A 25,836-nucleotide genomic window follows, 5' to 3' on the forward strand; every position below is an offset into this window, starting at 1 on the left:
CATGCCCTGTTTGCCCCATGCCCTGTTTGCCCCATGCCCCATTACTTACTTTTCGATAATTTCCTCTGGACGGAGACCGGCGCGGCGATCGGTGTAGGAAACTTCATGAGGGTCGATCGCACCTTTCGGCAAATAAGCGAATTCCCGCATCGGTGTCACCATCGGGTCATCTGTAACCTTGTAGGGCAAACGTCCCAGGGCCACGTTGTCAAAATTCAATTCGTGGCGTTCGTAGGCGGCTAACTCGTATTCTTCTGTCATGGACAAACAATTAGTCGGACAATATTCTACGCAGTTGCCGCAGAAGATACAAACACCGAAATCGATACTGTAGTGCTTGAGTTGTTTCTTCTTACTGTCTTTGTTAAATTCCCAATCCACTACAGGTAAGTTGATCGGGCATACCCGAACGCAAACTTCGCAGGAGATGCACTTGTCAAATTCAAAGTGAATTCTGCCCCGGAAACGTTCCGAAGGAATTAATTTTTCGTAAGGATACTGCACCGTAATCGGCCGGCGTCTCATGTGGTCAAAAGTAACAGATAGCCCTTGACCGATATACTTAGCAGCTTGAAAACTTTCTTTGGCGTATTCGCCTACTTGATTGAGGAATTTTAGCATCGTGTTCTCTCTCTGTACTTGAGTTTTTGGTAATTGCTAATTGATAATAGGTAATGAGAGTTGACAGCTATTTTTTTTATTCCGGTAGGGACAAGGCAATGCCGTGTCCCTACAGCCATCTGCTGTATTTCATCCGCTTGAAAACTGCTATATTACCCTTTACCTATTATCAATTAACCGCCAAAAGCAAAAGGAAAGGCAAGCTTCAAAGCTGCGGTCAATAGCAAATTAACTAAAGCAACGGGCAGCAAAAACTTCCATCCCAAATCTAGCAATTGGTCGATCCGAACTCGCGGCAGAGTCCAGCGGAGCAGAACTGCCAGAAACAGGAAAAAGTAGGCTTTCAGCATGGTCATCGTAATGCCCAGCGTGCCGGTAATTACCTGCAACCAAGGAGTCGTCTCGCTCAATCCCAAGGCATTTGTCAGCACTCCGACAGGAATCGGGCATTCCCAGCCGCCGAGGTACAAAACTGCTACTAGCAGGCAAGAAAGGACGAGGTTAACGTAGGAAGCGATGTAGTACAAAGCAAATTTCATGCCTGTGTACTCAGTCTGATATCCTGCTACCAATTCTTCTTCTGCTTCCGGGAGGTCAAAGGGCAACCGTTCGCATTCTGCTAGTGCTGCAATCCAGAAAATCAGGAAACCTGCGGGTTGCCGCCAGATATTCCAGCCGAGAATGCCGTAGCCGGCTTGCTGGTGTACGATGTCGATCGTACTGAGGCTGTTGGACATCATCACAACTGCCAATACTGCCAAAGCTAGGGGAATTTCGTAGCTGAGGGATTGAGCAGCGGCCCTGAGTCCCCCGAGGAGGGCGTATTTGTTGTTAGAAGCATAGCCCGACATCAGCAAGCCGATCGGCTGAATGCTAGAAAGAGCAATCCACAGAAATATCGCTGTCCCGATATCGGCGATCAGCATATGCTCTCCGAAGGGCACGATTAAGTAGGACAGAAAAACTGGAATCACCACAATTACCGGGCCTAAGGTGAACAGCAGCGCGTCAGCTTTAGCCGGCACAATGTCTTCTTTGAATACCAACTTCAGCCCGTCGGCAACGGGTGCTAGGACTCCCAGAGGGCCAATAAATTCCGGGCCTATCCGCTGTTGAGCGGCGGCGGAAATTTTCCGTTCCAGCCAGACGCTAGTGAGTACCCCGAAAACGGCAGCGACAATCATCAGCAACATCGGCAGCGGTAGCCAAAGCACTTGGGCGATGTCCGCCGGTAAGCCCAAATTCATGAGGGCTTCTACGAAACTTCCTTGTAAGTCAATTCCTGGGTTCATTTGTCCAGCTTTTGAGCGATCAGCATATAATTTTTCACCCGTCCTTTGTAGGAGTAGGCTTAGAAATCGGGGTCTTTGTAAAGATTTTTAATGCTTTACCGCCTAATAGTATATCGCCCGACAGGCTCCAAGAACGCACAGACAGGGTGAAGTTCTAATTATATGAGCCCGCAGCGTAGCTAATAGGTTGGTAATTTATGGTTGACTGTTGACTGTTGACTGTTGGCTGTTGACTGTTGGCTGTTGACTGACTACCCGTGGTTGTTTAGTCCTAGACGCATAAATACCAAAGAAACCGGGTTTTTATGCGTTTCTGCGTGCTGTAACGAAGTTTTCTCGCAAAAACCCGGTTTCTGACTACCCGTGCGTCCAGGGACATATAGCCCAAACAAAAGGGCCCAGAGTTAACTCTGGGCCCTTTTAATGCTTTAAAGTAACTTTCAAATGGCTAAAACCATTGATTTTACGTTACTTTTTTTATGGAACTGGGCAGAATCGAACTGCCGTCCAAAGCGGGTATTTACCTTCCGATCGTTCACAGGTTTATCCCTTCTAATCCTCAGGGCGGGAACCATCTTTATCCCAAATGGGGGGATTTTCTAGTGATTGCTTTCCTAGCTAGCCGACTAGAAACGTTTAGCTAGGGCATCCGTTGGGGGTTGTTCTGCTACCGTTAACGGAGTTAGGTGGCAGACGCTCTAAACTGGGCTTAAGAAGTTTTTAGGCTACAGCAACAGTTTTGTTTACACGAGCGAAAGGAACGATGTTGTTCGCATTTACTTTTTTGTTTGAGCCGGTATTAGCGAGAGGAGACTCACTCTCGACCTGCATCACGGAGCAGCTTTCGCCACCCTGTCGAAACCATTACAGCCCCTCGTGCGTTCTTTAATCATAGACAATATTTCGTGTTGCGTCAACTAGATTTGAGATTTGAGATTTTGGATTGGGGATTGGGGATTAAAGAAACCGGGTTTTTTGCGGTTAATGCCGGCTGTAACGAAAGTATCTGGCAAAAAAACCCGGTTTCTGACCACCCGTGCGTAATTCCTAATTAATGCAAGTTCTCGTCCCAGACGCCGATATAAATCCGATCGTCAAGTCGATTTGAGATTTTGGATTTGAGATTTTCGATTGGGGATTAAACGGAACTTACCCCTGCAGGGGGTAGTTTCGGTGGCTGTATTCTTTGAGCCGTATTCGTTTTAGCTATTTGGCAGTTCCAATTTTGTAGCCATGTATTTAAGATTTTCTTAATATTTATAACCAAAGTATTGCTGTATCATAAAATTAACTCAAACCCGCTCCACATAAGGGTTGTAAAAAGTTGTAGTCATGTACTTGATTTTCCCGCTCCAGGAAAGTCTTGCCCTGTAATGGTTTCAGAAGAAATGAATCTTATGTGCGGGGTAAGTTCCGATTAAAGAAACCGGGTTTTTGGCGGTTAATGCCGGCTGTAACGAAGTATCTGGCAAAAAAACCCGGTTTCTGACCACCCGTGCGTAATTTCTAATTAATGCAAGTTCTCGTCCCAGACGCCGATGTAAATCCGATCGCGCTCATTGCGTTCGATCGTCCCTTCAAGCGAACCTTTCCTAAACGTAAACCGATTAGTCCGGCGCTGCTGCACGTCGCGCAAGCCTTGCAAAATCTCCCGGTTGGCGCCGCCCACCATCCCGTTTAAGGCGGTTCGCACTACCAAATCGTCCACCGACTGGGCAAAAGAACCCTCTGTTTGTACTAGCTGGTCCGAATCGCGATCGTAAATGTAGCCGAGAGTAATCCGGTTCGGCAATATTTCATAAAGTGCGGTGCGAGTATTCGGCCAATAGCCCCGGGCTTGAGAGTCAGTCGGTTCTCCCAATTGGGATAAAATCTGACTTTCCGGCGTACCAACCGCAAATCCGGGGATTGTGGGAGTCTTCTGATAATTGGTTCCCGGTTCTTCGCTGGGTGCGGGCGATCGATCTGGCGGCAACTCTTTGTCAACAAGTTTTTCTGTTGGTGTGGGTTCGGCAGCCTCGGGAGTTGGCGCGGGAGTTGGAGTTTCCGCAGCCGGCGCTGGAGTTTCCGCAGCGGGCGGGGGATTTTCAGCAGCCGGCGGCGGATTTTCAGCAGCGGGCGCTGGAGTTTCCGCAGCAGGCGGCGGAGTTTCTCTGGGAGTCGGGGCTGGCGTTGGTGTCGGCGCGGGAATTGGTGCGGGGTTCACGCGCGCGTCTGGATCTGGGGGGGTCGAAGTGCGATCGTCCTTGGCCACCGGTGCGGGTTCCGAAGACGGCCGGTTGAGGAAAACTCTAGCAATACCGACCAAACCTGCAACAATAAGTGCGATCGCCACCAATCCCAAAATCCACCAAAGCTTGCGGTTGTTGTCCCCAGAAGACACCACAGCAGGAACTGTTCTGGAACCTGCAGGCGACTGAGGCCCGTGTCCCGGAATCACCGCCACCGTCGGCCCGGTGTCCGGCGACGCAGCACCGCCCTGTTGGTGCAGCAGGGACAGCCACTCATCGACGCTAGCAGGGCGATTTTGAGCTTCTACCGTCATCCCCCGCATCACCGCTTGGCTGACAGCCGCACTTAGCTGAGGCTGCAAGTCGCGGGGTGAAGGCATCGGTTGGCTGGTACGCAACAAAATTGCAGCCACCGGCACTTGTCCTGTGAGCAAAGTATAAAGCGTCGCCGCCAGACCGTAAACATCTGTTGCGGGCGTATATTTTCCTTGGGCAAAATACTGTTCTGGGGGCGCGTAGCCGTCGGACACCATATTAGTGTGAGATTGAGTTGCACCCAGAGTAAACTCGCGGGCAATGCCAAAGTCAATCAGCACGACTTCCTGAGTACCTTGGCGCAAAAGAATGTTTTGCGGTTTGACATCTCGGTGCAGCAAGCCCTTTTGATGAACAACTTTTAAAGCAGCGCCAATTTGAGTGATGTAGAGAATAGCGAGTTCTTCTGGCAGCGGTCGATTTGGCAGCACCACATCGCCCAAATTCTGACCGGCTATGTAGTCCATCACCATGTAAGGTTGCCCGTCTTCCACAAAGAAATCGCTGACGCGGACAATATTCGGATGGACGCAGGAAGCCAACCGCCTCGCTTCGTCTTGAAACTTGCGATCGAACTCAGCAAAATTGGGTTGCTGGCGCAGAGATTCGTTGAGGGTTTTAATGACTACAGGCTGTCCTAAATAGCGGTGATTTGCCCTGAAAGTAATCCCAAAGCCGCCGCGTCCCAGTTCTTGTTCGAGGGTGTACTTTCCACCCTGTAAAGTTTTGCCGATTAACGCATCCATATGTCCAGGCGATCGCGTACCAGATAATATCGCTGATTATGGCACGTCTAGTGGGCCAAGTTACCAGTCTAAATGGCGATCGAGAAGTGCGATCGGCGTTGCCATTCCTTCCCGAATTGATTCCCGCATCCCCGGCACTGAGAGAAGATACTGTGTTTCCTGAACATATGCGGAGTCAGATTCAGATAATAACACTGCATTGCTAGTCTGTCCGGCGATCGCGATCGGTTGGTGCGACTCACTCACCGAATCGATCAACTGCTGCAAATGCTGTTGAGCTTCTTTGATTGGGATCATAATTTTCCACTTGTCTAAATACACTTTTCTAATTGATATTGGCTGGCTGTAGACACTGCTACAACTGCCCCAGAAACTTGTCGTAGTCTGCGTGTGAACCAACCCAAAACCAGATTACAGTGTCTCCATCCAACTGACCAACTGCTCGATAGTTTTTGCTAATTCGGGCTGAGTAGATTGGTAAGTCAGGATGCACCTTCTTGAAACGCAGGCTTGGATGACTTGGGTTTTCCTTGAACTGGCGATACGCCCCGCGTGTCTGCTGTTGAACTTGTTCGGGTAAATCAGCAAATAATCTACGGAACTCGGTTGTAGTGCTTGACTTCACAATGTTTCTGGATCGAGTTCTTGGGTTTTGCCTGCACGATACTCAGCCATTGCGGTCGCTGCGAGTTTAGCAAGAGCATCGGGGGAACGGGAGAATGCTCGATCCCAGCGCATATCGTCTTCCAGTTCTTCCAGAATCATTGAAGCGAGGGCATCTTGCTCGCTGGCAGACAATGTTTTCAACTTGGCGATCGCACGTTCGAGTAACTCAGTCATGGCTACCACACTTTTACAATTAAAATGGCATCCTATCCATTATCCATTGTTTCAGGCAAGTTGAGGGTAGGTCGAACAAATGGCAGGCTAATTATCATCATTAATAACTACGAAGGTTCAATCATCAAGGTTGGCAAATGTCGGTGCTAAAGCCAGTGAAAGCCGAGCTTGCCAATCCTTTGCCTCCCCTTCAACCCCAGGATACTCTAGCTTGAAGTTGTCCCAATCTAGATATGCTGAACATTGTGATTCTGTCCAAGGAAATCCCGATTTCCATGAAAATCCTGGTTTTGTAGCCTGATTCTTCCAATCTTCACTTGACTGAAGAACTTGATAAAGAATGTCAAAGGACAATGAAGTTTGCTCTGCTAAGAGTGTTGCATCATACAAATCTTTGCCTTGTGGATACATATCGGTTTCTAACCACAGCAATTTCCATGCCAATGACAGTTCTTTAGAAGCTGCCCACACTAACCTATTTTCACCACTTGACGAAGGGATATAGACCTCAATTGGATCGCACAATAGTTCTTCATTAAAAACCACATCCATATGCAAATCTCCTGAAGGAAAACCGTCTGCTTTCCAAGGAAAAATAATGCGCCTACCTGATGCACGTTCATAAGTCCAAATCTCTGTTATGGAGATTTTTTCAACGTCAATAATCGCATGACCTACATGAGGATTATCTGAAACTATCTGAATTAATCCATTGAACAATTCTCTAGATAAAGGGGAATTGACGCTAATATCGTGAGGTCTAAAAACCCAGTCTATATCACCGGGTTCTCTCGCCACATCCCCTAACCATGCTTTCAGTAATAAACTACCTCGTAAGACAAGGCGATCTTTCCAGATTGAACAACTAATAATTTGCAGCAGATAATCCATCACTTGCCGACGAATATTCAGCCATTGAGTTCTAATTTCTGGATCTTCAAATATTGGATCTCCCAGACGAAATGCTCCCCGAAGATGCTTCTGGGGAATTAGTGCCGGCTCGAAAACTGTTGGGCGTTCAATTTCCTGACCTTGTTCTGAAACAATGATGTATGTCTTCGGATCGTATTTCATTAATCCTCCTTTATATTATGCTTGATAGTTATTCATGTGAAATTGGTGGATTTTTCCCTATTATACATCCTATCCTCGGATTTTATATTCTGGTTGATAATTATCCATGTGGAATTGGTGATTTTTTCCCTGTTATTCGTGCTATCCTCGGATTTTATATTCTGCTTGATAATTATCCCTGTAAAATTGGTGATTCTTTCTCTTGAATCCAACCTGCGTCAAGGTCAAGATTACTATCATAGACAACAAATTCTGCTTCGACATCGATCACTACATATCTCAAAGTAGCGATCGCTTTTAAGAGAGTTTGAAGTTGTTGTTGAGCTTCAACACGACCAACAGAGATACAACGCTGAGTGACAAATCGCTCGTGATATTGGTCACTCCGAGTCTGGAAGAGATTACGAGAGAGATGAGCAGAATGTCTTTCGGCCAGGTCAATCAGAGGCAGGATATCAGCAGAAGGTTCAAGCAACAGTTTGATATGATGCTCAAAGTAGCGATCGCCTGGATGGTTTAGTGCTTCGGCATTAGACTGCGGAACACTGTGGTTCCACTGTGGCACCTCAATTTTGATGCGTGTTACCGTGAAGCCTTCAGCATTTAGAGATTGGCTTGAATCAAATGCCGTTTTTAACTCGTTTGTCAGGCTACCTTCCCCATGCCGCGTCAACATTAGTTGAGATACAGTAACCCCACGGTCTAGAACTATATGGAGAAGTTTTAGACCGTGATGAATGCCCCATTGTTCAAGCGCCTCTACTCTGTCCAAGTCCTTGAGGCAAACGGTAATGTGAGTTTCAAATTTTCCAGTGAATTCCATGAATTCTTCCTAATAGGTCTGCTCACCACAGCCGCAGTACAATGCACTATCGAAATGCTGTTCTCGGAACCCTGGCGAGTTGGTAAGCTCCCCGACTGTCCAACAATTGATATTGATTTGGCTGCAATCCTAATTGCACAAATTTCTCTGGATATCCCAGCAACAAAACAGAGGGAGAAGTTGGGTTTTTAGATTCCTTAATGTAGTCGATCGCCTTTGTGACAGCTCGGTAGTAAGTCACCGGCCCTTCGGTATAAAAAACTAGACTGGGTTTCCAGAAACCAACCATCATCAACTCTTCCCCTGGCAGTTTTTGTTGAACCGCAACCTGCGCTAACTATTGCCTCTTCTGCCATTAGTTGGTCTGCCTTCTTCTTCTCTAAGAAATTTTCCATACGCTCTTGCAGCGATTCACTAAATTTGAACAACTTCCACCGATCGACTTTTTCAATGCAAATCTCATGGATTAACGACGAGGGTTTGTTGAGAATTGAAACCATTGTAGGCTCCGAGCTTCGGGTTTTAGGTAGTGACTGGATTATAGCTTTTATTCAATCTGGCAGATTTAATGCTCCAACCTAGAACCTTCAAATTACCGCCAAAACCAGTGGCTTAAACAGCGAAACGGCTTTACAGTTCAAGTCGGATGATATTCATCCCTGCTTATTTGCCATCGCCATATCTTGCCTTCTTCAGGATCGTCCACCTCTGCAATGAACTTCATTCCCACTTTTTGCAACACCCTATTCGAGGCATTTTTTTCTGCTAAAGTGTGAGCGATGACTGCTTTCACCTCCTCGTGAGCGAAAGCATAATCGATCATTCCCTGTGCCACCTCAGTTGCAAACCCGCGATTCCAATATTCGGAAGCAATTTCATAACCTATCTCTATAGTCCCCGACTCATCAGGTGAGCCTTTGAAACCTCCGTTGCCGACAAGCACTTGATTTTTTGGATGAATAAAGAAGTAGTTGCGCCAGTCAGTTGGAGGCGGATTGGATTCGCAAGATTCGTCAGCAGGGAGGGAAAATGCTTCCGGGAAATGAGGCCAGCTATTAGGCACGATGACATTTAAAATTGCTGCAAGCTCGCTTTTACTTCGTAAGAAAGCTTCTATGTGAATCCTTGCGACGGGAAGTAGTTGAAGATTGTTAGTTTTAATCATTTTTCTACCTTGTTCAACAAGTATCAAATCGCACTATAGGCACTAGCGAAACGCTGTTCTCGGAACCCTGGCGAGTTGGTAAGCGCCCCGACTGTCCAACAATTGATATTGATTTGGCTGCAATCCTAATTGCACAAATTTCTCTGGATATCCCAGCAACAAAACAGAGGGAGAAGTTGGGTTTTTAGATTCCTTAATGTAGTCGATCGCCTTTGTGACAGCTCGGTAGTAAGTCACCGGCCCTTGGGTATAAAAAACCAGACTGGGTTTCCAGAAACCAACCATAATAAACTCTTCCCCCGGCAGTTTTTGTTGAACCGCAACCTGTGCTAACTGTCTTAGAGGTAACTGGCGGTTGATATCGACCGCTTTGTAGGCGGGAGTAAGACCAAAGATGATAAATGCTACTAACCCGATGAAATTAGCAACCAAAATCCAGCGCTGTTGCCGTTGCCAAAGTAAAAGTGCGATCGCCACGGCTGTAATTATCCAAATCGTACCGCCGACAATCAGCAATCCCGACTGCTGAATTGCTTGGGGAAAATTGGGCATTGCCGGGTCGTCTCCCAGCCAGTTGTAGCTGTAGAAAGTTGCTCCGGCTACAATTAATAAAAATATGACATTGAAAATGTATGTAACTAACAGCCCTCGCGGTAAAAAATCAGGTTTTATTTCTAACTTTGCCCGCCTGTTTTTTGGTTCGTTGCCTGCAATAATATCGCTCCACAGCAGCGTTACCAAAATCGCAGCGGCGGGGATTAAAGGCAATACATAACTGGGCAATTTAGTCACGGCGATCGTGAAAAAGCCAAAGATGCAGCCGAACCAAAATAGGGCAAATAAACTCAACTGAGCCGATCGCGGTTGACGGCGCCAGTAACTGCGCTGCCAAAAACGGGTGCGGGCGATCGCCACCGGCAAATAAATCGACCAAGGTGCAAAACCAACTAGCACTACAAAAAAGTAAAAATACCAAGGCGCCGAGTGCTTGTTGACTACTCCAGTAAAACGCTGGAAATTGTGATAGCCGAAAAAACTGTCAATATAAGTTTGACCGTTGGCTAAAATAACCAAAATGTACCACGGCAGGGCGATCGCCAGAATAATCAAGATTCCCGACACCGGACGCATTTCGCGCCAAAGTTGCCGAAAATTTCCCAAATAAAGCCCGAAGCTGCCAACAATCAGCGCTGGCACGACAATTCCCACAGGCCCCTTAGCCAGAATTGCTAAGGCAATTAGTACGTAAAAAGTCAGATACCACTTATTGGGAAATCGGGAAGCGGAAACGGTAGAAAATTCTGCTTGTTCTCTCTGTTCTTCGAGGGTGTAACCGAGGAAAAATGCGAGCAGTGCCGAACACATACAACCGACTAATAGCATATCGGAAACGCCAGTCCGTCCCCAGGCAATAGTTTGGGGATTTAAAGCTATTAGGGCAGCACCAATCCAAGGAGTAGAAAGAAAGAGGGGGAGAGGGGGAGAGGGGGGGAGTGGGAGAGGGGGGGAGTGGGAGAGGGGGGGAGTGGGAGAGGGGGGGAGTGGGAGAGGGGGGAAGTGGGAGAGGGGGGGAGTGGGAGAGGGGGAGATTGGGGGAGTGGAGGAGAGTGGGGAAGGGGGAGTGGGGGAGAATTTTGCTTCTTCCTCATTCTCTCTTCTCTCTTCCTCATTGCCTCTTTTCTCTTCCTTCTTTCTTCTTCCTTCTTCGTTTTTCCTTATGAAACTTTCTGTCTTCGATAAGGTATAGAATCCGAGGCAAGTCAGACCGATCGCGCACAAGGCCGAGGGAAGACGCACGGCCCATTCGTTAACGCCCAGAGTGCGGTAAGCGACCGCCATCAGCCAGTAAATCAACGGCGGCTTGTCAAACCTGGTTTCGCCGTTGAAATAAGGAGTGATCCAATCCCCTGTCACCGTCATTTGACGGGCGGCTTCGGCAAACAGCGGTTCGGTTTCGTCAACTAAACCGATGTTGCCGAGATTCCACAAAAAAGCCACCGAGGCGATCGCGCACAGCCACAACAGCGACAGCAGCTTTGGCGCGATCCTCTTCGTTGGCGTAGCCCCCGTAGGGGCGGGCTTTCCTTCGGATCGCAACGCTTTCGCTAACGGGCGATTCCTAAACTCTGACAAATTTTTAATAACTTCCTTCACCCAAACTTCCTGCGATTTTAGATTTAAAATTGTAGCTCGCATAGAGAGTCTACCGAAAGATTCGCATTCTCGAAACTCCCAATTCGATCGAATGCGGTTCAACCGAGATGTTGTACCCTTCTCAACAAGGCTTTTACGGGCGGGCATCCTGCCCGCCCCACAAGAAAATTCATTTTAAAGAACAGGCATCTTGCCTGTTCTTTAAAATGATGCCGCGATGTGAGTTTAACCGGAACTTACCCCGCACATAAGATTCATTTCTTCTGAAACCATTACAGGGCAAGACTTTCCTGGAGCGGGAAAATCAAGTACATGACTACAACTTTTTACAACCCTTATGTGGAGCGGGTTTGAGTTAATTTTATGATACAGCAATACTTTGGTTCTAAATATTAAGAAAATCTTAAATACATGGCTACAAAATTGGAACTGCCAAATAGCTAAAACGAATACGGCTCAAAGAATACAGCCACCGAAACTACCCCCTGCAGGGGTAAGTTCCGTTTAACCTCGCATCGCGGCACCGTTCTCAACAAGACCGTATCAACCGGGTTTCTCGACCAAAATCTCGGCACTTGCAGCTAAGGGTTCAATGCTGCAAAATTAATTGCCATTCTCTGGCTGTGCGGTTCCAAGCGGGCGAGGGTGTCTCCCCGGCGACGTAAGGCCCCCAGTAGCGGCGAGAACCGTCCTGAGCAAAAACCACCAGAATGTCTCCCCGTTTGACTTGTAACTTGCCCTCCGGCAGCGATAGCATCAATCCCTTGTCGCCTCCTTCTCCCGGCGCAAAATCCCAGTGCGCCGGTTTGCCGTAGGATTTATCGGCTTGCCGTTTCGACAGCAGGGCCACTCGCACTGGGTGTTCGCTGCGGTTGCTGACGCGCAGACTGCCGGAGGCTTTAGCATTTACAGGGATTGAGGAAACCAATTCCTCCTCTGACTGTGGGGGGGTTGCTATTGAGTCGGGTTTGGGTTCGCTGGCGGTGCCTGCAGAAGCTGTGGCGACTGGGGAAATGGGGGGTGTGGGGGGGAGTGCGGTGGCTTGTGAGGGCCAATCGCTCGACCGATTTGAACCGTTGGAGATAGTGATTTCAAAACGTCCTAGAAACATTCCTGTAATTAGGACGATCGTCACTCCAATTACGCTCTGGTAAATTTTAAGCTTCATAAATTTTATGCTTAAAGGATAGACTGCACACCCGCAATTATTCATAACTATCCTTAATGTAGAACCCGGGGCTGCGGTGCCACAAGATACAGCTACACTTAACTACCTGACTGTTCAGGACTATAACTTGGCGATCGCTCAATACCATCTTAGATGTTAAATTTTAGATTTTAGATGGTGGCGTACTAACCCCGGCCAAGATTTGGAGTTGGTCTGAAGCAGCATTTTTTGACTCCAGAGTATAACTTTTAATACCAGTTTAAAAAAAGATGCAACTATAGGCCCGTGCTCCAAACCCCGATCGTCATCAGTCATTCCCAATTCTTTAATCTAAAATCTACAATGGTATAACTTCTATGCAGAATACCCGAATTAACAGATTGATTGATGTTCTGGGCGAGCAATTCGGACGCTGGCTGAGCAATCCTTGGCGGCGGATTTCGATCCTGATAATTAGCCTGCTGTCGGGCACTTTTTTGGGAACAGCTATTTCGACGATTGCCGGACAATCCGCTGATTGGGATATTGTCGCGGCCGGGCTGTTGGTGTTGTTGACGGAGTTGACGAACCGACTGGTTTACGGCGGCAAGAGGCCCGCAGCCGGTTATTTGTGGGTGGAGGTGCTCAATTCTCTGAAAATTGGCCTGACTTACAATTTATTTGTGGAAGCTTTCAAACTGGGATCTTAAAAAATTTTGAATCTATAGGGGCGGGTTGAGTGAGGCTATCTGCAATCAAGCAAGTTTACCATTACCCAAACCCGCCCTCGCCACGCTAAGAATATAGACTAATTACTTCGGGTAATTTCTAGAGTAATTCTGCCGCCGAAGTCAGGGATGGGAGCGGCCGGTTTTGAGAGCTGTATCTTGACTTTTTCGACTAAAGGCAGTTGTAAAAGTGCTTGGGCGATCGCATCTGCTAGCCGTTCGATTAATACAAACTTCGAGTTTTTGACTAGCTGTTGAACCAGAGTAATTGCACTCCGGTAATCAAGGGTATGTTCGATATCATCGCTGTTTCCGGCTGGGGATAAATCTAACCAGAGAGTGACATCCACTTCAAACCACTGCCCCAATACCTGCTCCTCTGGCAGATACCCAGTGTAGCCGTAGCAGCGAATTCCTGTAAGTTGAATTGAATCCATTTTGAAATAAACTAAAACTGCATTGCATATACCAATTTACATTGAACCCGCTCAAATTCTAATTCTCTTTTCTCTCTTTACTCTGCTCCCTCTGGGTCCTTCGCGGTTCAATCACTCTTATTCTCTTTTAAATTTCAAAACTGCTCTCCCTTCTCCAACCTATCCAAAAAATTCTCAGCGACTTGATACCATTTCTTTCTAATTTCTGCATCTTCGGGCTTGTCTGTCAATGTACGACCTTGTAATTCTGGATATTTGTTGTAAAATAATTGATCGACTTTATTATAAAAAATATCCGGCTCGATATTGAGATTTTTGCGACGCTTGCCAATGTTCTCTTGCCTAGCTATTTCTGCATCTAAAGACTTATCTGGAAAATTCGGAAGTTCGGGAAGTTTTGGCAGTTCAGGTAACTTTGGGAGAGTAAAACCTGATTTGACTGCACTAAAAGCTAGAATTCCCGGCAATAAAACCACACTTAAAGTCCCTAGGGTTTTCCAAGGAATTAGCTTAATTTTGCTAGTGTTGCGGTTAACAATTTGAGGGTTCTGCCCCACAGGAGTATTGTTATTCGTAGCAGTTTGAGTGCTGTGTTTGAATGGGCGGCCGACAAAGTTCATTGTCACCATTTGGGAAATTATACTGCCAATTTGAGATAGTTTGGGATCTTTGAGTGCTTCCCGGACTTCTTTTGCGGACTGGTAGCGATCGCCCGGTTGTTCTGCTAACATCCGATCCAATACCGTAGCTAAATTAGGGCTGACACTGACGTGCGATCGCCAATCCCAAGTTTTATGATTGATATCGTACAATTTTTGAGGCTTTTTCCCAGTTAGCAGTACCAAAGCCGTGACGGCTAAAGCGTATAAATCGCTAGCGGCAGAAACTTTCCCCAGCCGCATTTGTTCGGCTGGCGAATAACCCTGTTTGCCGATCGCCGTATCCGATTGTCCGTTAAACTGAAGTACGGCATTGGCTGCGATTTGCTTCACAGAACCGAAATCAATTAAAAAGGGTAGTTTGTCAGCATCATGCTGAATAATATTATCCGGAGAAATATCGCGGTGAATTAAATTTTTCGAGTGGATGTATTCTAAAATTGGTAAAAGCTGAAATAGCAGTTGAGTCACTTCAACTTCGGTAAAATTTTTACCTTGCTGCTGGCGCGATATCAATATTTCTTCGTAGGTTTGACCCTTGATATAATCTTGGACTAAAAATAAAGATGGATTCCCGCCCAAATCGGTTCGCAGGAGTTCTCGAAAGCGGGGAATTTGCGGGTGTTGGAGGTTGTAAAGCATACTCGCTTCGCGATCGAACAATTCGACAGCTTTCGGGCTGTGAACTACCGGAGAAAACTCTTTGAGCACGCAGTGTTCGCCGTAGCGGTTGATATCTTCTGCGAGGTAAGTGCGCCCGAAGCCACCGCGGCCCAATTCGCGGAGGATGCGGTAGCGTTTTTCGAGAGTCGAACCTGGGGTGAGGAGGGAGGAGTTAGACATAAACCACGGCAAATTGTTCGATTGGGGGAGTCGCCGAGCACAGTATAGCTTATTGTAGCTAAGTTTGTTTGAATGCGAGGGAAGGAAGGGCGATCGCCCCAGCAATATCAATCCTCTACTCAATAGCTTTACCGATCGTTTGATGATGTAGACTCTCCCTCATCATTATCAAAAAAATGACTAACCTAAGCGCTATTTCTGGACTAGCTTTTAACTAGAATTGCTTCTCATCCTGATGGTGTCGTCAAATCGAGGTGAAGTCAACTGGCAGCGCATATTCTGCACAATTGTATCCCATTAGGTGATTCAGCTTTTCCGGAGATGCCTAATGTTTCTGCTCCCCATGACAACTTGAGTAAGTTTACTGAATTCTGTCTGCTCGGGAAATAGCGATCGCCTCTAGGGACACTTATACAAAATATAAATACTTTGTCAATGCGTAAGTTCTAGAAGTTAAGATGCTAGAAAGCGGTATTTTCTGAGGTTTGGCAACACTTCTATATATAAATTGTTAAAAAATGTATTACTCTATGGTCTATAACAATAGAATATTTACCAAAGGTAGGAGTCTTCCGTAGAGAAGAGGATTGAATAGTTATAGGACTAGAGTCTGTTACATTACATTAATTTTTATGTACTGTAATAAAGATGACATTAATTAGCATCTTCTTTCAACTAGAATAGATACTCAGCAAAAGACAGCGTAATATTGATATTAGTCAGGTACCTGCTGGGCAAATTCTAAAAAAGTCTCAATCATTTACTGCATGACGGTAACTCCCAAAATTCCATTAGGTCTGATCTTGGTTCGGCCTTTTATCCTAAATATTTTTGTCGGTGTAGCAATAACGGGGTATGTCTCTTTACATAATGAACAAACAGCTACTAAGGAAATTGTCAAATTCTACCATGAGGTTAGAGCGCAGATTGACAATCATCTTAATAGCTATTTACAAAGAAATCATTATCCATTACTTATTAGATTATGAACAAGCCCTTACACCAGCGCCTCACCGAACCCATAAATTTAATGGCGTTGTTGTTAATTTTTATCTTTCCTTTTGCTCTGGTAGTTTATCAACTAATCGCTGAAGTTGATAGTAAAATTGAATTGACTCAAAAAGAAAAACTCGGCTTGGCTTATAATTATCCTTTAAAAAAATTGCTTGTCGCTGTTATTGAACACCGCACGCAAGTTAATCAATATTTAAATGGGGATAAATCTTTAGCACCTGCGATCACCACGGCAACAGAAAAGATCGAAACTGCCATTCAAAACCTCAATGCAGTAGAAAAACAGCTATCGCCCCAATTTAAAACTAGCCCGCAATGGCTAACGCTCAAAACTTCCATTAACCGCAACTGGCAGCGATTAAAAAAGCAAAAATTCAACTTATTTCCTACCCAAAGCTGGCAAGCACATACAACTATTGTTAACGATATCCTAGATTTAATTGCCCACATTGGAGATGTTTCTAATCTCATTCTCGATCCATCTTTAGACAGTTATTATTTAATGAATGCAGTGGTTACGCAGCTACCATTAACGATAGAGAATACGGCTCAAGCTAAAGATCTCGGTGCAAAGCTCACCGCTCAACAAGCTAAACAAAAAATTGCAGACAGCGATCGAGCAAAACTTTTGATTATTCGGAGTTTAATTGCACCGCCTATACAAGCAGTGGAAAGAGGCTTGCAAATTTCTGCTAATGCTAATCCGCAAATTCAGCGGCAGCTATCCACTAGCGTGCGCCAAAATTTCAAGGATATCAAAAGATTTATTGACTTACTCGACAAAGATATCATTAATGCCAATAGAATCAACTTACAGCCATTCGTATATACAGCTACAGCCGAAACTGCCCTAGAGTCCCAATTAAAACTTTACGATACAGCTTTTCCACTTTTAGATCGTTTATTGGAACAGCGACTGAATCAGTTAGTTGGTAGAAAATATCAAATCATTGGGTTTGCACTGCTAGTATTAGCGATAGTTACTTACATTTTTATGGCTTTTCTCAGCAATCGCAAAAAGCGCCAACAATTTGAAAAACAATTGCAAGCTGCTGAAGCCAAATATCGCAGCATTTTCAAAAATTCAATTCACGGAATTTTCCAAATTACGCCAGATGGTGAATATCTTAGCGCTAATCCCGCCTTGGCTGAAATTTATGGTTACAATTCTACTGACGAATTAATTGGCAAATTAACCAATATTAACCAACAAGTTTATATCGAGCCCAACCGCCGAGAAGAATTCGTAAAAATTATAGGCGATCGCGGCAGTATTGCCGACTTTGAATCTCAAGTTTATCGCCGCGACGGTAGTATTATCTGGATTTCAGAAAATGCTCGCGCTATTTGTGATGAAAATGGCAATATTCTCTACTACGAAGGGACAGTAGAAGACATTACCGAATACAAACGTGCCGAACAAGAAATTTATGCAGCCAAAGAAGCCGCAGAAAATGCCAACCAAGCCAAAAGCGAGTTTCTGGCTAACATGAGTCACGAACTGCGAACCCCACTCAACGGTATCTTAGGCTACGCCCAAATCCTCAAACGTTCTGTAAAACTAGGAGAACACGAACAAAATAGCGTTGAAATTATCTACCAGTGCGGTTCTCACCTGCTAACTTTGATTAACGATATTCTCGACCTTTCTAAAATAGAAGCTCAGAAAATGGAACTCTACCCTACAGAATTTCATTTTCCCGCTTTTCTACACGCCGTTGCCGAAATTTGTCGCATTCGCGCCGAACAAAAAAGTCTCAAATTTAGCTACCAACCCGATCCCGATTTACCCATTGCCATTCACGCCGACGAAAAACGCTTGCGACAAGCATTAATTAACCTTATTGGTAACGCCATCAAATTTACCAAAATAGGAGAAATAAGTTTTAGTGTCAGTTCAATTGAAAAAAAATATATTAATTTTTCCAATCAAACTAGCTATAAAATTCGCTTCAGTGTCAAAGATACAGGAGTAGGAATTAAACCCGAAGAAATCGCCCAAATATTTTTACCTTTTGAACAAGTTGGGTCTCGCAAAAATCAAGCAGAAGGAACTGGATTAGGACTGACAATTACTCAAAAAATCATTCAACTAATGGGCAGTACCATTCAAGTCACCAGTCAATTACAAATGGGCAGTATTTTTTGGTTTGATTTAGATTTATTAGAAGCCACAGAATGGGTTAATACAAGTTCTCAAAACGACAGAGGTAGAATCATTGGATTTAAAGGAAATACCCAAAAAATTCTCGTAATTGACGATCGTTGGGAAAATCGATCGGTCATTCTTAATTTACTGACTCCTCTAGGATTTGAAGTAATAGAAGCGAGCGACGGTAAACAAGGATTGAACATAGCAATTCAGGCTAAACCAGATTTAGTTATTACAGATTTAGTCATGCCGGAAATGGATGGATTTCAATTGATGCAATACTGGAAAACAAGCTTAGAATTAAAAGATATTAAAATAATTGTTTCTTCGGCTAGTGTTTTTGAAACAGACCAAAATCAAAGCTTACAAGCTGGAGCAGTTGATTTTTTAGCCAAACCCGTTCAAGCTGAAGAACTTTTAGAAAAATTAGCACTTCATTTACAAATAGAGTGGATTTATGAACCGGTATCATTGATGCCTTCAGGAAGGAAACCCAATTACGATAAAATTGTTCTTCCTCCTCCAGAAGCATTAGATAAACTGTTGGATTTAGCGTTGCGGGGTAATTTGAAAGAAATTATCAAACAAACAGAAAATCTTGAAAAAACAGATCCAATATACTTGCCATTTGCGTCAAAAATGCTACATTTAGCTAAAGATTTTCAAGAGAAAAAAATTTTGGAGATGCTCACTCAATACAAAGAAATAAATTTATGAAAAATTCAATGTCTTACTCAAATACAATTTTGGTAGTGGATGATGTCCCTGCTAATTTAGGAATCTTAGCGGATTTCCTCAGTGAAGCTAGTTTTGAGGTTTTGGTAGCTCAAGATGGAGAAAGTGCTCTTCAAAAAATAAATTATGTGATTCCAGACCTAATTTTATTAGATATAATGATGCCCGGAATCAACGGATTTGAAACTTATGAACGCTTGAAAGCAAACCCCCTATGGAGTAAAATTCCTGTAATTTTTATTACGGCTCTTTCGGAAACAGATAATGTTGTCAAAGGTTTATCTTTAGGAGCCGTAGATTATATTATTAAACCTTTTCAAAAACAAGAGGTTTTAGCGAGAATTAAAACTCATTTAGATGTGCGAAACTTAACTAAAACTATTGAAGCTAAAAATCAGCATTTATTGCAAGAAATTGCCGATCATGCTAAGGCTCGCGCCGACTTAAAACAGCTAAATCAACAATTGGAAAACCGAGTAAAAGAACGAACAGCAGAACTTTCTCAAACGCTGCAAGACTTGTACAGAAGTAAAGCTCAATTGGAGCATAATGCCTTTCATGACTCCTTAACCGGTTTGCCGAATCGAGACTGGTTGATTAAGCAATTGCAGGAGTTAATTGCAGCCAATACGAGTTATTCTGTTTTGTTTGTTGACTTAGATCGTTTTAAAATTATCAATGATAGCCTAGGACATTTAGCAGGAGACGAGCTACTAAAGTGCGTGGCCAAGCGGATGCAAGGGTGTTTAAAACCTTCCCAAATAGCAACGCGAATGGGGGGGGATGAATTTGTTATTTTAGTAGAAACAGAAACCGGAACTTCAGTGGCTCAAAAATTATTAGAACAGTTTAAGTTACCCTTTAAGTTTAATGACTATGAAGCGATCGTAGAAGCGAGTATTGGGATCACTTCTAGTGCCATGAATTATCAACAACCGATGGATATTCTTAGAGATGTGGATATTGCAATGTATCGAGCTAAAAAGCAGGGAAGTGGTAACTATCAGGTTTTCGATCCGCAGATGCAAGCGGATGCGATCGCACGCCTCGATCTGGAGCAAGACTTGCGAAAAGCGATCTCTCAACAAGAATTTTGCTTGTACTATCAACCGATTGTTTCCCTGATTACTGAAGAAATTAAAGGTTTTGAAGCTTTAATCCGCTGGAATCATCCCAAAGGCATGATTTCACCCGATCAATTTATCCCTGTTGCTGAAGAAACCGGATTAATTAATCCTTTAGGTTGGTGGATTTTACGCGAAGCTTGCAACCAGTTACGACGTTGGCAAGAGCAATTGCCTCACCTGCCTTTGAAAATGAACGTTAACTTTTCTCCCATTCAATTCCAGCAAGTTAATTTATTTGAACAAATTGCAGAAATTTTACAACAAACTGGGATAAAGAAAAACACTTTAAATATAGAAATTACTGAAAGTTGTCTATTAAAAACAACCAATTTAAACTTGGAATTTTTAAAAACTATGGGTGTTGGTATATGTATCGATGATTTTTGTACTGGCTACTCTTCATTAAGTTTACTCAAAGAGTTACCAATTGATACTTTAAAAATCGATCGTTCCTTTTTGCAAAACCTGGCTCGAAATCCCAATGATACAAGTTTAATTCAAACAATTATATTATTAGGTAAAAATTTAAGTATGGAAATTGTTGCTGAAGGAGTGGAAACTCAAGAACAAATAGAAATTCTTCGAGAACTAGGATGTATTCTCGGGCAAGGTTACTTTTTTTCTCGCCCCTTAGATAGTCATAACGCCACGCGGTTTATAGGCTTATAATTGAACTATTATTATCGCGTTATTTTAAACCATCAATTTGATTTTTGTTATCGGCTTTGTAATCGTTGATAAATAACCGTAATTGTTTTTCCTGAAAGCTTGCAGCCAATTCACCTACCCGTTCGGCAAAGGGAATATATTTTGCATCCAAATTTTTTAACTGTTCAACTTGTTGAGTCACGGCTTTTAAATTACCTCTCATAACCAAATCGTATAAAATTACCAGTTCTTCATCTGGGGGAGGTACTAACGAAGCAGCGGAATCCGATCGCACGGATTGATTGACATTTTGATTGAGGTGAGATGACTCTTGATATACCCAAGATATCCCTAAATGCTTTTGTAGCAATACAAATAACTCAGCCGCCTGTACGGGTTTGGGTAAAAAAGCATTTGCGCCCACATCTAAACTCTTATGTTGGTCAGCTTCAAACACGCTAGCTGAAGAAACTATAATGACTAAATCTTTAAATTTAGGTTGAGAGCGGAGACAGCTCACTAACTCGAAGCCATCCATTTCTGGCATGACTAAATCAGTTATTACGGCATTAAATTGGCAAGAATTAACTTGGTTTAAAGCTTCTTTACCGTTAGCAGCTTCCAGCACTTCAAAGTCAAGGGGTGTCAACAAATTAACCAGTACGGAGCGATTTTCCCACTTATCATCAACTGCGAGAATTTTCACTTTAGTTCCCTGATAGCCCGCGATCGCAGCTTGTGGCTGAATTGCCGATTCCCATTTACTAGCAGAAGGCAAGTCTAAATCAAACCAAAATTGGCTGCCAGCATTTAACTGACTGGCCACTCGAATACTACCACCCATCATTTCGATAATTTTTAAGCTAATTGCCAATCCCAAACCCGTTCCTTCTGACATCTTCTCGGTATTGCCTACCTGTTCAAAAGGTTGAAAAATTTTCTGCATTTTCTCTTCGCCGATCCCCACTCCAGTATCTTCTATTTGAAAGCGGATAGTGTTGATGGCGTTTAATTCCTTGGGGTTAGGTTCTAAGGCTACTGATTTTATGAGTTGAACTTTGAAAGTAACGCCCCCTCGATCGGTAAATTTTACAGCATTACCTAAGAGATTAATTAAAATCTGCCTTAAGCGTTTTTCATCCCCTTGCACGTTGGTGGGTAAGGAAGAGTCAAATTGACAAATAAAACTGATGGCTTTTTGTTCGGCTCTGAGGCGAAAAATTTGACTGACTTCCTCTAAAAATGCCAAAAAATGAAATTGTGTCGGGTAAAGCTCCATTCTCCTGGCTTCGATTTTAGAAAAGTCGAGGATGTCGTTAATTAAAGTGAGCAAATGAGAGCCACACTGATGAATAATTTTCAGACCGCTCATATCTTGAGAGTCTAAATTTTTTGAACGCATGAGGATTTGAGCGTAGCCCAATATACCGTTGAGTGGCGTGCGAAGTTCGTGGCTCATGTTGGCTAAAAATTCGCTTTTGGCTTTGTTCGCAGCGTCGGCAGCTTCCTTGGCTATTTGCAATTCTATTTCCGTTTGTTTGCGATCGGTCAGATCGGTGTGAGAGCCGACTAAACGTAGGGGTTGGCCTTCCGCATCCCGCTCGACAACCCGACCTCGCGATAGTATCCACCTGTAGCTACCGTTTTTGTGTTGCATCTGAAATTCCCAACTATATGGTTCGTTACTTCCACTTTTTAAATAGTTTCCTAAAGAGTCTAATACCGGGTGTAAATTATCGGGGTGAACCAGTGTTTCCCAAGAGCTAAACTCGTTAATAATTTCGTTGTCTTGATAGCCTAGCATGGCTTTCCATTGGAGTGAAAAATAGATGGTGTTTGTTTTGATTCGCCAGTCCCAGATGCCCTCATTCACGCTTTCTAGAGTTAATTGATACCTTTGTTCGCTTTCTCGGAGGATCTCTTGGATCTGTTGGCGATCGCGTATTTCTTGCTCTAATGCTTGGGTTCTTTCTGCGACTTTTTGTTCTAAGGAGTGCGAATAATCTTCTAATTGTGCGTAGGACTGCTTGAGTTGCTGGCTCATTAAATTGAAAGAAGTCGCTAAAGCGCTGATTTCTTTAACAGAGGAAGCAGTTACTTTTTGCTCAAAGTCGCCGTCAGCGATCGCGTTTGTGGCTTTACCCAAACGCCGAATCGGTCGAGCTATCCATTCAGAAGTCAAAATTCCCAAAACAGTTGCCAAAAATAGTGCCAAAAGACATAATAAAATCGTCGTATGTCTACTGCTGTTAATTTGTTCCATAAAATCATTTTCTGGAACCGCAATGACCATTAACCAATCAATACCTTTACCATCTTGAAAAGGAACAACTTGTACTAATTGTTTTTGTCCGTTAAGTAAAAAATCTAACGGCTGAGAATTTTTAATAGAATTGAGATTGTTAAATCGCTCTGTTAGATATTTGGCAGTAGATTTGGTTAACATATTTTTGCTGTCGGTTGCAAGAAATCTTTGCTTATTTCGATAGGGTTTTTCTGATGTGGAAGTAGCGACTAGCATTCCGGTTCGCTCAATAATAAAAGTCTGTCCCGTTTCCCCAACTTTTAAAGTTTGCAAAAAATTACTAATCAGAGATAAACGTAGAGTGGTAAATAAGACACCAAGAACTTTCCCGTTTTTGTCAAAAACTGTTTGACTTGCCGCCATTAAAGGTGTATGAATAGTCTCGCCAAAATAAATTGGACTCCAGATAGGTTTGCCAGCTTTTAAGCTCTGTTGGTAGGCTTTAATCTTGCGCAGATCAAAGTTTTTAACCACTTTAATTAATTTAAGCCTTTCTCCTTTGTTACCAGCAAAATACATATATAATTGATTGGGCTTAGTTGTCTCTGTTGAATGAATTACTAGCTTTTCTTCATCATTAGTCTGAATAGCTGCACCTTGACCTTTTTCATTTATTATTAATATGCCATTTACGCTGTTAAATTGATTTTTTTGCCTCCAAATATGACGCTCCCATGCTCTCATATCTTCTATACTCAATTGATCCAGACTAACAGCATCAGCATTAATTTGATTAACTAAATGGGGAGCAGCAAGATATGTCCGCAAATTCTGCTCAATTCTCGTAGCCATTTCACGGCACAACTGTGCGGCTACATCATTAACAGCTTTTTGTCCATTTTGTAACGAAAAATATCCGGTTACCCCTACTGCTGTAAAGATTTGTAAAACAAAAGGAAGAATTAAGACACGGCGTAGCGGAATTTTCTGGAACTTAGCAACATTTGTAGACATAACTTTTTAGTAAAAATGTATTTGTCTATACTATAGCGCAAGAGAATCTTCACCAGACGTAGGACTCTTCTGTAGAGAAAGGGATAGGAAAACCATAAGACTAGAGTGTGTTACAAAAACTTTACGTTAAGATAAAAAAGATTACATTGGTTAGCATTCTCGTTGAACTATAATATGATGATACACCAAGGGAACAAAGCTACTTTTTTCCCGCCCATGAAATAGTCAGAATGCTACGCAGCTTATAATTGAAAAATCCTGCCGCAGATTGGCTCTGCAAACTGGCAGATTAGATAGTCAGGACGCCACGCGGCTTATAATTAAAAACAAAGGAGAAGGCTAAACCGTTATGAATAATTTATCTTTCTCAAAAAACACCATCTTAATTGTAGATGATAATCCGACAAACTTAGGTGTTATATTTAACGTTTTAGATGAAGCCGGGCTAGAAGTTTTAGTAGCTCAAGATGGAGAAAGTGCGCTGCAAAAAATAGAATATGTCACCCCAGATTTAATTTTATTAGATATAATGATGCCGGGAATTGACGGATTTGAAACTTGTTCTCGACTGAAAAGTAACCCGTCAACTTCAGAAATTCCGATAATTTTTATGACGGCTCTTGGCAACACAGATCAAAAAGTCAAAGGGTTGAGTCTTGGGGCTGTAGATTATATCACTAAACCATTTCAAAAAGAAGAAGTATTAGCGCGAATTAAAGTTCATTTAGAATTGCGAAACTTGACCAAAGATTTAGCGAGCAAAAATCAATTACTCCAAGAAAAAATTGAAGAAAAAACGGCTTTAGAAAAAACTTTACAACAATTGAATCAAGAATTAGAAAAACGAGTTGAAGACCGAACCTCTGAACTCAAACAAGCTCTACAGACCATCCAACAAGCTCAACTACAATTAATCCAAAGCGAAAAAATGTCTACCCTCGGTCAATTAGTGGCTGGAGTGGCACATGAAATTAATAATCCAGTAGGGTTTATCAAGGGAAACCTGACTCATGCTGAAACTTATATTCAAGATTTATTAGAAATTGTTCATCTTTATCAGCAACAGTTGCCCTCTCCAGGTGCAGCGATCGCCATTCGTGCCGAAGAAGTGGATTTAGAGTATTTAATAGAAGACTTACCCCAGCTTATTTCATCCATGAAAATGGGCGTAGAACGGATTCGTCAAATTAGTGTATCTTTAAGGACTTTTTCCCGCGCTGATAGTACATCAAAAGTAGAAGCTAACCTGCATGAAGGGATTGACAGTGCATTACTAATTCTACAACATCGATTAAAAGCAAATGATCTACGTCCGAAAATAGAAGTAGTTAAAGAATATGGAAATTTACCTCTAGTACCGTGCTACCCCGGACAGATAAATCAGGTATTTATTAACATTATATCTAATGCAATTGATACCTTAGAAGATTCTCTACTGAAGCAAAACTTGGAAGAAACAAAAGCAAATCCCAGACACATTATGATTTACACTGAAGTTGACCCCCACCGAAATCTCGCTATAATTCACATTAAAGATAACGGTTTGGGAATGTCGGAAGAGGTACGCGCTAAAATATTTGATTATCTATTTACAACCAAGCCAGCAGAAAAAGGTACGGGATTGGGTTTATCAATTAGCCGTCAGATTGTTGTAGAAAAACATGATGGTCAACTGAGTTGCTTTTCAGAACAGGGTGTTGGGACAGAGTTCATTATTGAAATTCCTTTAGCGTAAGGGAGAGCGTAGGAATTAACAAATTTATGGGAGACTAAACCGACGTAGTAGGCAACCTCTCTACTCGGTCAATGAGACCCTTCATTTAGAC

Annotated in this window: 19 protein-coding genes and 1 other RNA gene; 4 read left to right on the forward strand and 16 right to left on the reverse strand. The window is 43.3% G+C overall.

The window, feature by feature from the left end; translation table 11 throughout:
- Positions 1 to 45 precede the first annotated feature (45 nt).
- The 13 genes from ndhI to QUA99_RS06470 all read right to left on the reverse strand — a co-directional run bounded on the left by ndhI (position 46) and on the right by QUA99_RS06470 (position 12,429).
- Positions 46 to 621, reverse strand: a complete 576-nt coding sequence (gene ndhI / locus QUA99_RS06410; RefSeq protein WP_015175339.1) for an NAD(P)H-quinone oxidoreductase subunit I — start codon at positions 619 to 621, stop codon at positions 46 to 48.
- 173 nt (positions 622 to 794) lie between these two features.
- Positions 795 to 1,913: an NADH-quinone oxidoreductase subunit NuoH gene (gene nuoH / locus QUA99_RS06415; protein WP_333240418.1), complete on the reverse strand. Its 1,119-nt coding sequence runs from the start codon at positions 1,911 to 1,913 to the stop codon at positions 795 to 797.
- Between the two features lie 477 nt (positions 1,914 to 2,390).
- Positions 2,391 to 2,787: a transfer-messenger RNA gene (gene ssrA / locus QUA99_RS06420) on the reverse strand.
- A 636-nt stretch (positions 2,788 to 3,423) separates the two neighbouring features.
- The gene (locus QUA99_RS06425; RefSeq protein ID WP_333240420.1) at positions 3,424 to 5,205 is read right to left on the reverse strand and encodes a serine/threonine-protein kinase; all 1,782 of its coding nucleotides are present in this window, start codon (positions 5,203 to 5,205) and stop codon (positions 3,424 to 3,426) included.
- A 60-nt stretch (positions 5,206 to 5,265) separates the two neighbouring features.
- On the reverse strand, positions 5,266 to 5,502 hold the full coding sequence (locus QUA99_RS06430) for a type II toxin-antitoxin system Phd/YefM family antitoxin (protein ID WP_333240423.1): 237 nt from the start codon (positions 5,500 to 5,502) through the stop codon (positions 5,266 to 5,268).
- Positions 5,503 to 5,560: 58 nt separating this feature from the next.
- Positions 5,561 to 5,830, reverse strand: coding sequence for a ParE family toxin-like protein (locus QUA99_RS06435; protein WP_333343602.1), 270 nt, complete (start codon positions 5,828 to 5,830; stop codon positions 5,561 to 5,563).
- Positions 5,827 to 6,045 (reverse strand): hypothetical protein, encoded by a 219-nt coding sequence (locus QUA99_RS06440; protein ID WP_333240425.1) that lies wholly within the window; start codon positions 6,043 to 6,045, stop codon positions 5,827 to 5,829. The genes QUA99_RS06435 and QUA99_RS06440 overlap by 4 nt, the downstream gene beginning before the upstream one ends.
- Positions 6,046 to 6,162: 117 nt before the next feature.
- A complete protein-coding gene (locus tag QUA99_RS06445) occupies positions 6,163 to 7,119 on the reverse strand; it encodes a nucleotidyl transferase AbiEii/AbiGii toxin family protein (RefSeq protein ID WP_333240428.1) in 957 nt (318 codons plus the stop codon).
- 172 nt (positions 7,120 to 7,291) lie between these two features.
- Positions 7,292 to 7,942 (reverse strand): hypothetical protein, encoded by a 651-nt coding sequence (locus QUA99_RS06450; protein ID WP_333240431.1) that lies wholly within the window; start codon positions 7,940 to 7,942, stop codon positions 7,292 to 7,294.
- Positions 7,943 to 7,988: 46 nt separating this feature from the next.
- On the reverse strand, positions 7,989 to 8,234 hold the full coding sequence (locus tag QUA99_RS06455; RefSeq protein ID WP_333381474.1) for a hypothetical protein: 246 nt from the start codon (positions 8,232 to 8,234) through the stop codon (positions 7,989 to 7,991).
- A gap of 345 nt (positions 8,235 to 8,579) precedes the next feature.
- Entirely contained in the window at positions 8,580 to 9,107 is a 528-nt protein-coding gene (locus tag QUA99_RS06460; protein ID WP_333240435.1) for a GNAT family N-acetyltransferase, read from the reverse strand.
- Positions 9,108 to 9,149: 42 nt separating this feature from the next.
- On the reverse strand, positions 9,150 to 11,303 hold the full coding sequence (locus QUA99_RS06465) for a glycosyltransferase family 39 protein (protein WP_333460317.1): 2,154 nt from the start codon (positions 11,301 to 11,303) through the stop codon (positions 9,150 to 9,152).
- Between the two features lie 547 nt (positions 11,304 to 11,850).
- Positions 11,851 to 12,429, reverse strand: a complete 579-nt coding sequence (locus QUA99_RS06470) for a hypothetical protein (protein ID WP_333239262.1) — start codon at positions 12,427 to 12,429, stop codon at positions 11,851 to 11,853.
- A gap of 356 nt (positions 12,430 to 12,785) precedes the next feature.
- Between QUA99_RS06470 and QUA99_RS06475 the strand changes: the two genes are divergently transcribed.
- Positions 12,786 to 13,118, forward strand: coding sequence for a DUF565 domain-containing protein (locus tag QUA99_RS06475; RefSeq protein ID WP_333239260.1), 333 nt, complete (start codon positions 12,786 to 12,788; stop codon positions 13,116 to 13,118).
- 98 nt (positions 13,119 to 13,216) lie between these two features.
- Here QUA99_RS06475 and folB read toward each other — a convergent pair whose 3' ends face one another.
- Positions 13,217 to 13,573 carry a dihydroneopterin aldolase gene (gene folB / locus QUA99_RS06480; RefSeq protein ID WP_333239258.1) on the reverse strand — a complete coding sequence of 119 codons (357 nt, stop codon included), beginning with the start codon at positions 13,571 to 13,573 and terminating at the stop codon, positions 13,217 to 13,219.
- A gap of 134 nt (positions 13,574 to 13,707) precedes the next feature.
- Positions 13,708 to 15,075 carry a protein kinase domain-containing protein gene (locus QUA99_RS06485; protein WP_333239256.1) on the reverse strand — a complete coding sequence of 456 codons (1,368 nt, stop codon included), beginning with the start codon at positions 15,073 to 15,075 and terminating at the stop codon, positions 13,708 to 13,710.
- Positions 15,076 to 16,060: 985 nt separating this feature from the next.
- Between QUA99_RS06485 and QUA99_RS06490 the strand changes: the two genes are divergently transcribed.
- Together QUA99_RS06490 and QUA99_RS06495 are read left to right on the forward strand one after the other, a co-directional pair.
- Complete coding sequence (locus tag QUA99_RS06490; RefSeq protein ID WP_333239253.1) at positions 16,061 to 18,958, forward strand: ATP-binding protein; 2,898 nt, start codon at positions 16,061 to 16,063, stop codon at positions 18,956 to 18,958.
- Positions 18,955 to 20,772, forward strand: a complete 1,818-nt coding sequence (locus tag QUA99_RS06495) for an EAL domain-containing protein (RefSeq protein WP_333239251.1) — start codon at positions 18,955 to 18,957, stop codon at positions 20,770 to 20,772. Before QUA99_RS06490 ends, QUA99_RS06495 begins: the two co-directional genes overlap by 4 nt.
- A gap of 19 nt (positions 20,773 to 20,791) precedes the next feature.
- Here the strand turns inward: QUA99_RS06495 and QUA99_RS06500 are convergent, their stop codons facing one another.
- Positions 20,792 to 24,010 (reverse strand): ATP-binding protein, encoded by a 3,219-nt coding sequence (locus QUA99_RS06500; protein WP_333239249.1) that lies wholly within the window; start codon positions 24,008 to 24,010, stop codon positions 20,792 to 20,794.
- Between the two features lie 349 nt (positions 24,011 to 24,359).
- Between QUA99_RS06500 and QUA99_RS06505 the strand changes: the two genes are divergently transcribed.
- Positions 24,360 to 25,745: a response regulator gene (locus QUA99_RS06505; RefSeq protein WP_333239247.1), complete on the forward strand. Its 1,386-nt coding sequence runs from the start codon at positions 24,360 to 24,362 to the stop codon at positions 25,743 to 25,745.
- Positions 25,746 to 25,836 lie beyond the last annotated feature (91 nt).

The organism is Microcoleus sp. F10-B2 (genome assembly GCF_036704965.1).
Lineage (GTDB): Bacteria > Cyanobacteriota > Cyanobacteriia > Cyanobacteriales > Microcoleaceae > Microcoleus.

Coding starts and splice junctions, on each gene's coding strand:
- ndhI (WP_015175339.1), bottom strand. CDS start 621: ATGCTAAAATTCCTCAATCAAGTAGGCGAATACGCCAAAGAAAGTTTT.
- nuoH (WP_333240418.1), bottom strand. CDS start 1,913: ATGAACCCAGGAATTGACTTACAAGGAAGTTTCGTAGAAGCCCTCATG.
- QUA99_RS06425 (WP_333240420.1), bottom strand. CDS start 5,205: ATGGATGCGTTAATCGGCAAAACTTTACAGGGTGGAAAGTACACCCTC.
- QUA99_RS06430 (WP_333240423.1), bottom strand. CDS start 5,502: ATGATCCCAATCAAAGAAGCTCAACAGCATTTGCAGCAGTTGATCGAT.
- QUA99_RS06440 (WP_333240425.1), bottom strand. CDS start 6,045: ATGACTGAGTTACTCGAACGTGCGATCGCCAAGTTGAAAACATTGTCT.
- QUA99_RS06445 (WP_333240428.1), bottom strand. CDS start 7,119: ATGAAATACGATCCGAAGACATACATCATTGTTTCAGAACAAGGTCAG.
- QUA99_RS06450 (WP_333240431.1), bottom strand. CDS start 7,942: ATGGAATTCACTGGAAAATTTGAAACTCACATTACCGTTTGCCTCAAG.
- QUA99_RS06455 (WP_333381474.1), bottom strand. CDS start 8,234: ATGATGGTTGGTTTCTGGAAACCCAGTCTAGTTTTTTATACCGAAGGG.
- QUA99_RS06460 (WP_333240435.1), bottom strand. CDS start 9,107: ATGATTAAAACTAACAATCTTCAACTACTTCCCGTCGCAAGGATTCAC.
- QUA99_RS06465 (WP_333460317.1), bottom strand. CDS start 11,303: ATGCGAGCTACAATTTTAAATCTAAAATCGCAGGAAGTTTGGGTGAAG.
- QUA99_RS06470 (WP_333239262.1), bottom strand. CDS start 12,429: ATGAAGCTTAAAATTTACCAGAGCGTAATTGGAGTGACGATCGTCCTA.
- QUA99_RS06475 (WP_333239260.1), top strand. CDS start 12,786: ATGCAGAATACCCGAATTAACAGATTGATTGATGTTCTGGGCGAGCAA.
- folB (WP_333239258.1), bottom strand. CDS start 13,573: ATGGATTCAATTCAACTTACAGGAATTCGCTGCTACGGCTACACTGGG.
- QUA99_RS06485 (WP_333239256.1), bottom strand. CDS start 15,075: ATGTCTAACTCCTCCCTCCTCACCCCAGGTTCGACTCTCGAAAAACGC.
- QUA99_RS06490 (WP_333239253.1), top strand. CDS start 16,061: ATGAACAAGCCCTTACACCAGCGCCTCACCGAACCCATAAATTTAATG.
- QUA99_RS06495 (WP_333239251.1), top strand. CDS start 18,955: ATGAAAAATTCAATGTCTTACTCAAATACAATTTTGGTAGTGGATGAT.
- QUA99_RS06500 (WP_333239249.1), bottom strand. CDS start 24,010: ATGTCTACAAATGTTGCTAAGTTCCAGAAAATTCCGCTACGCCGTGTC.
- QUA99_RS06505 (WP_333239247.1), top strand. CDS start 24,360: ATGAATAATTTATCTTTCTCAAAAAACACCATCTTAATTGTAGATGAT.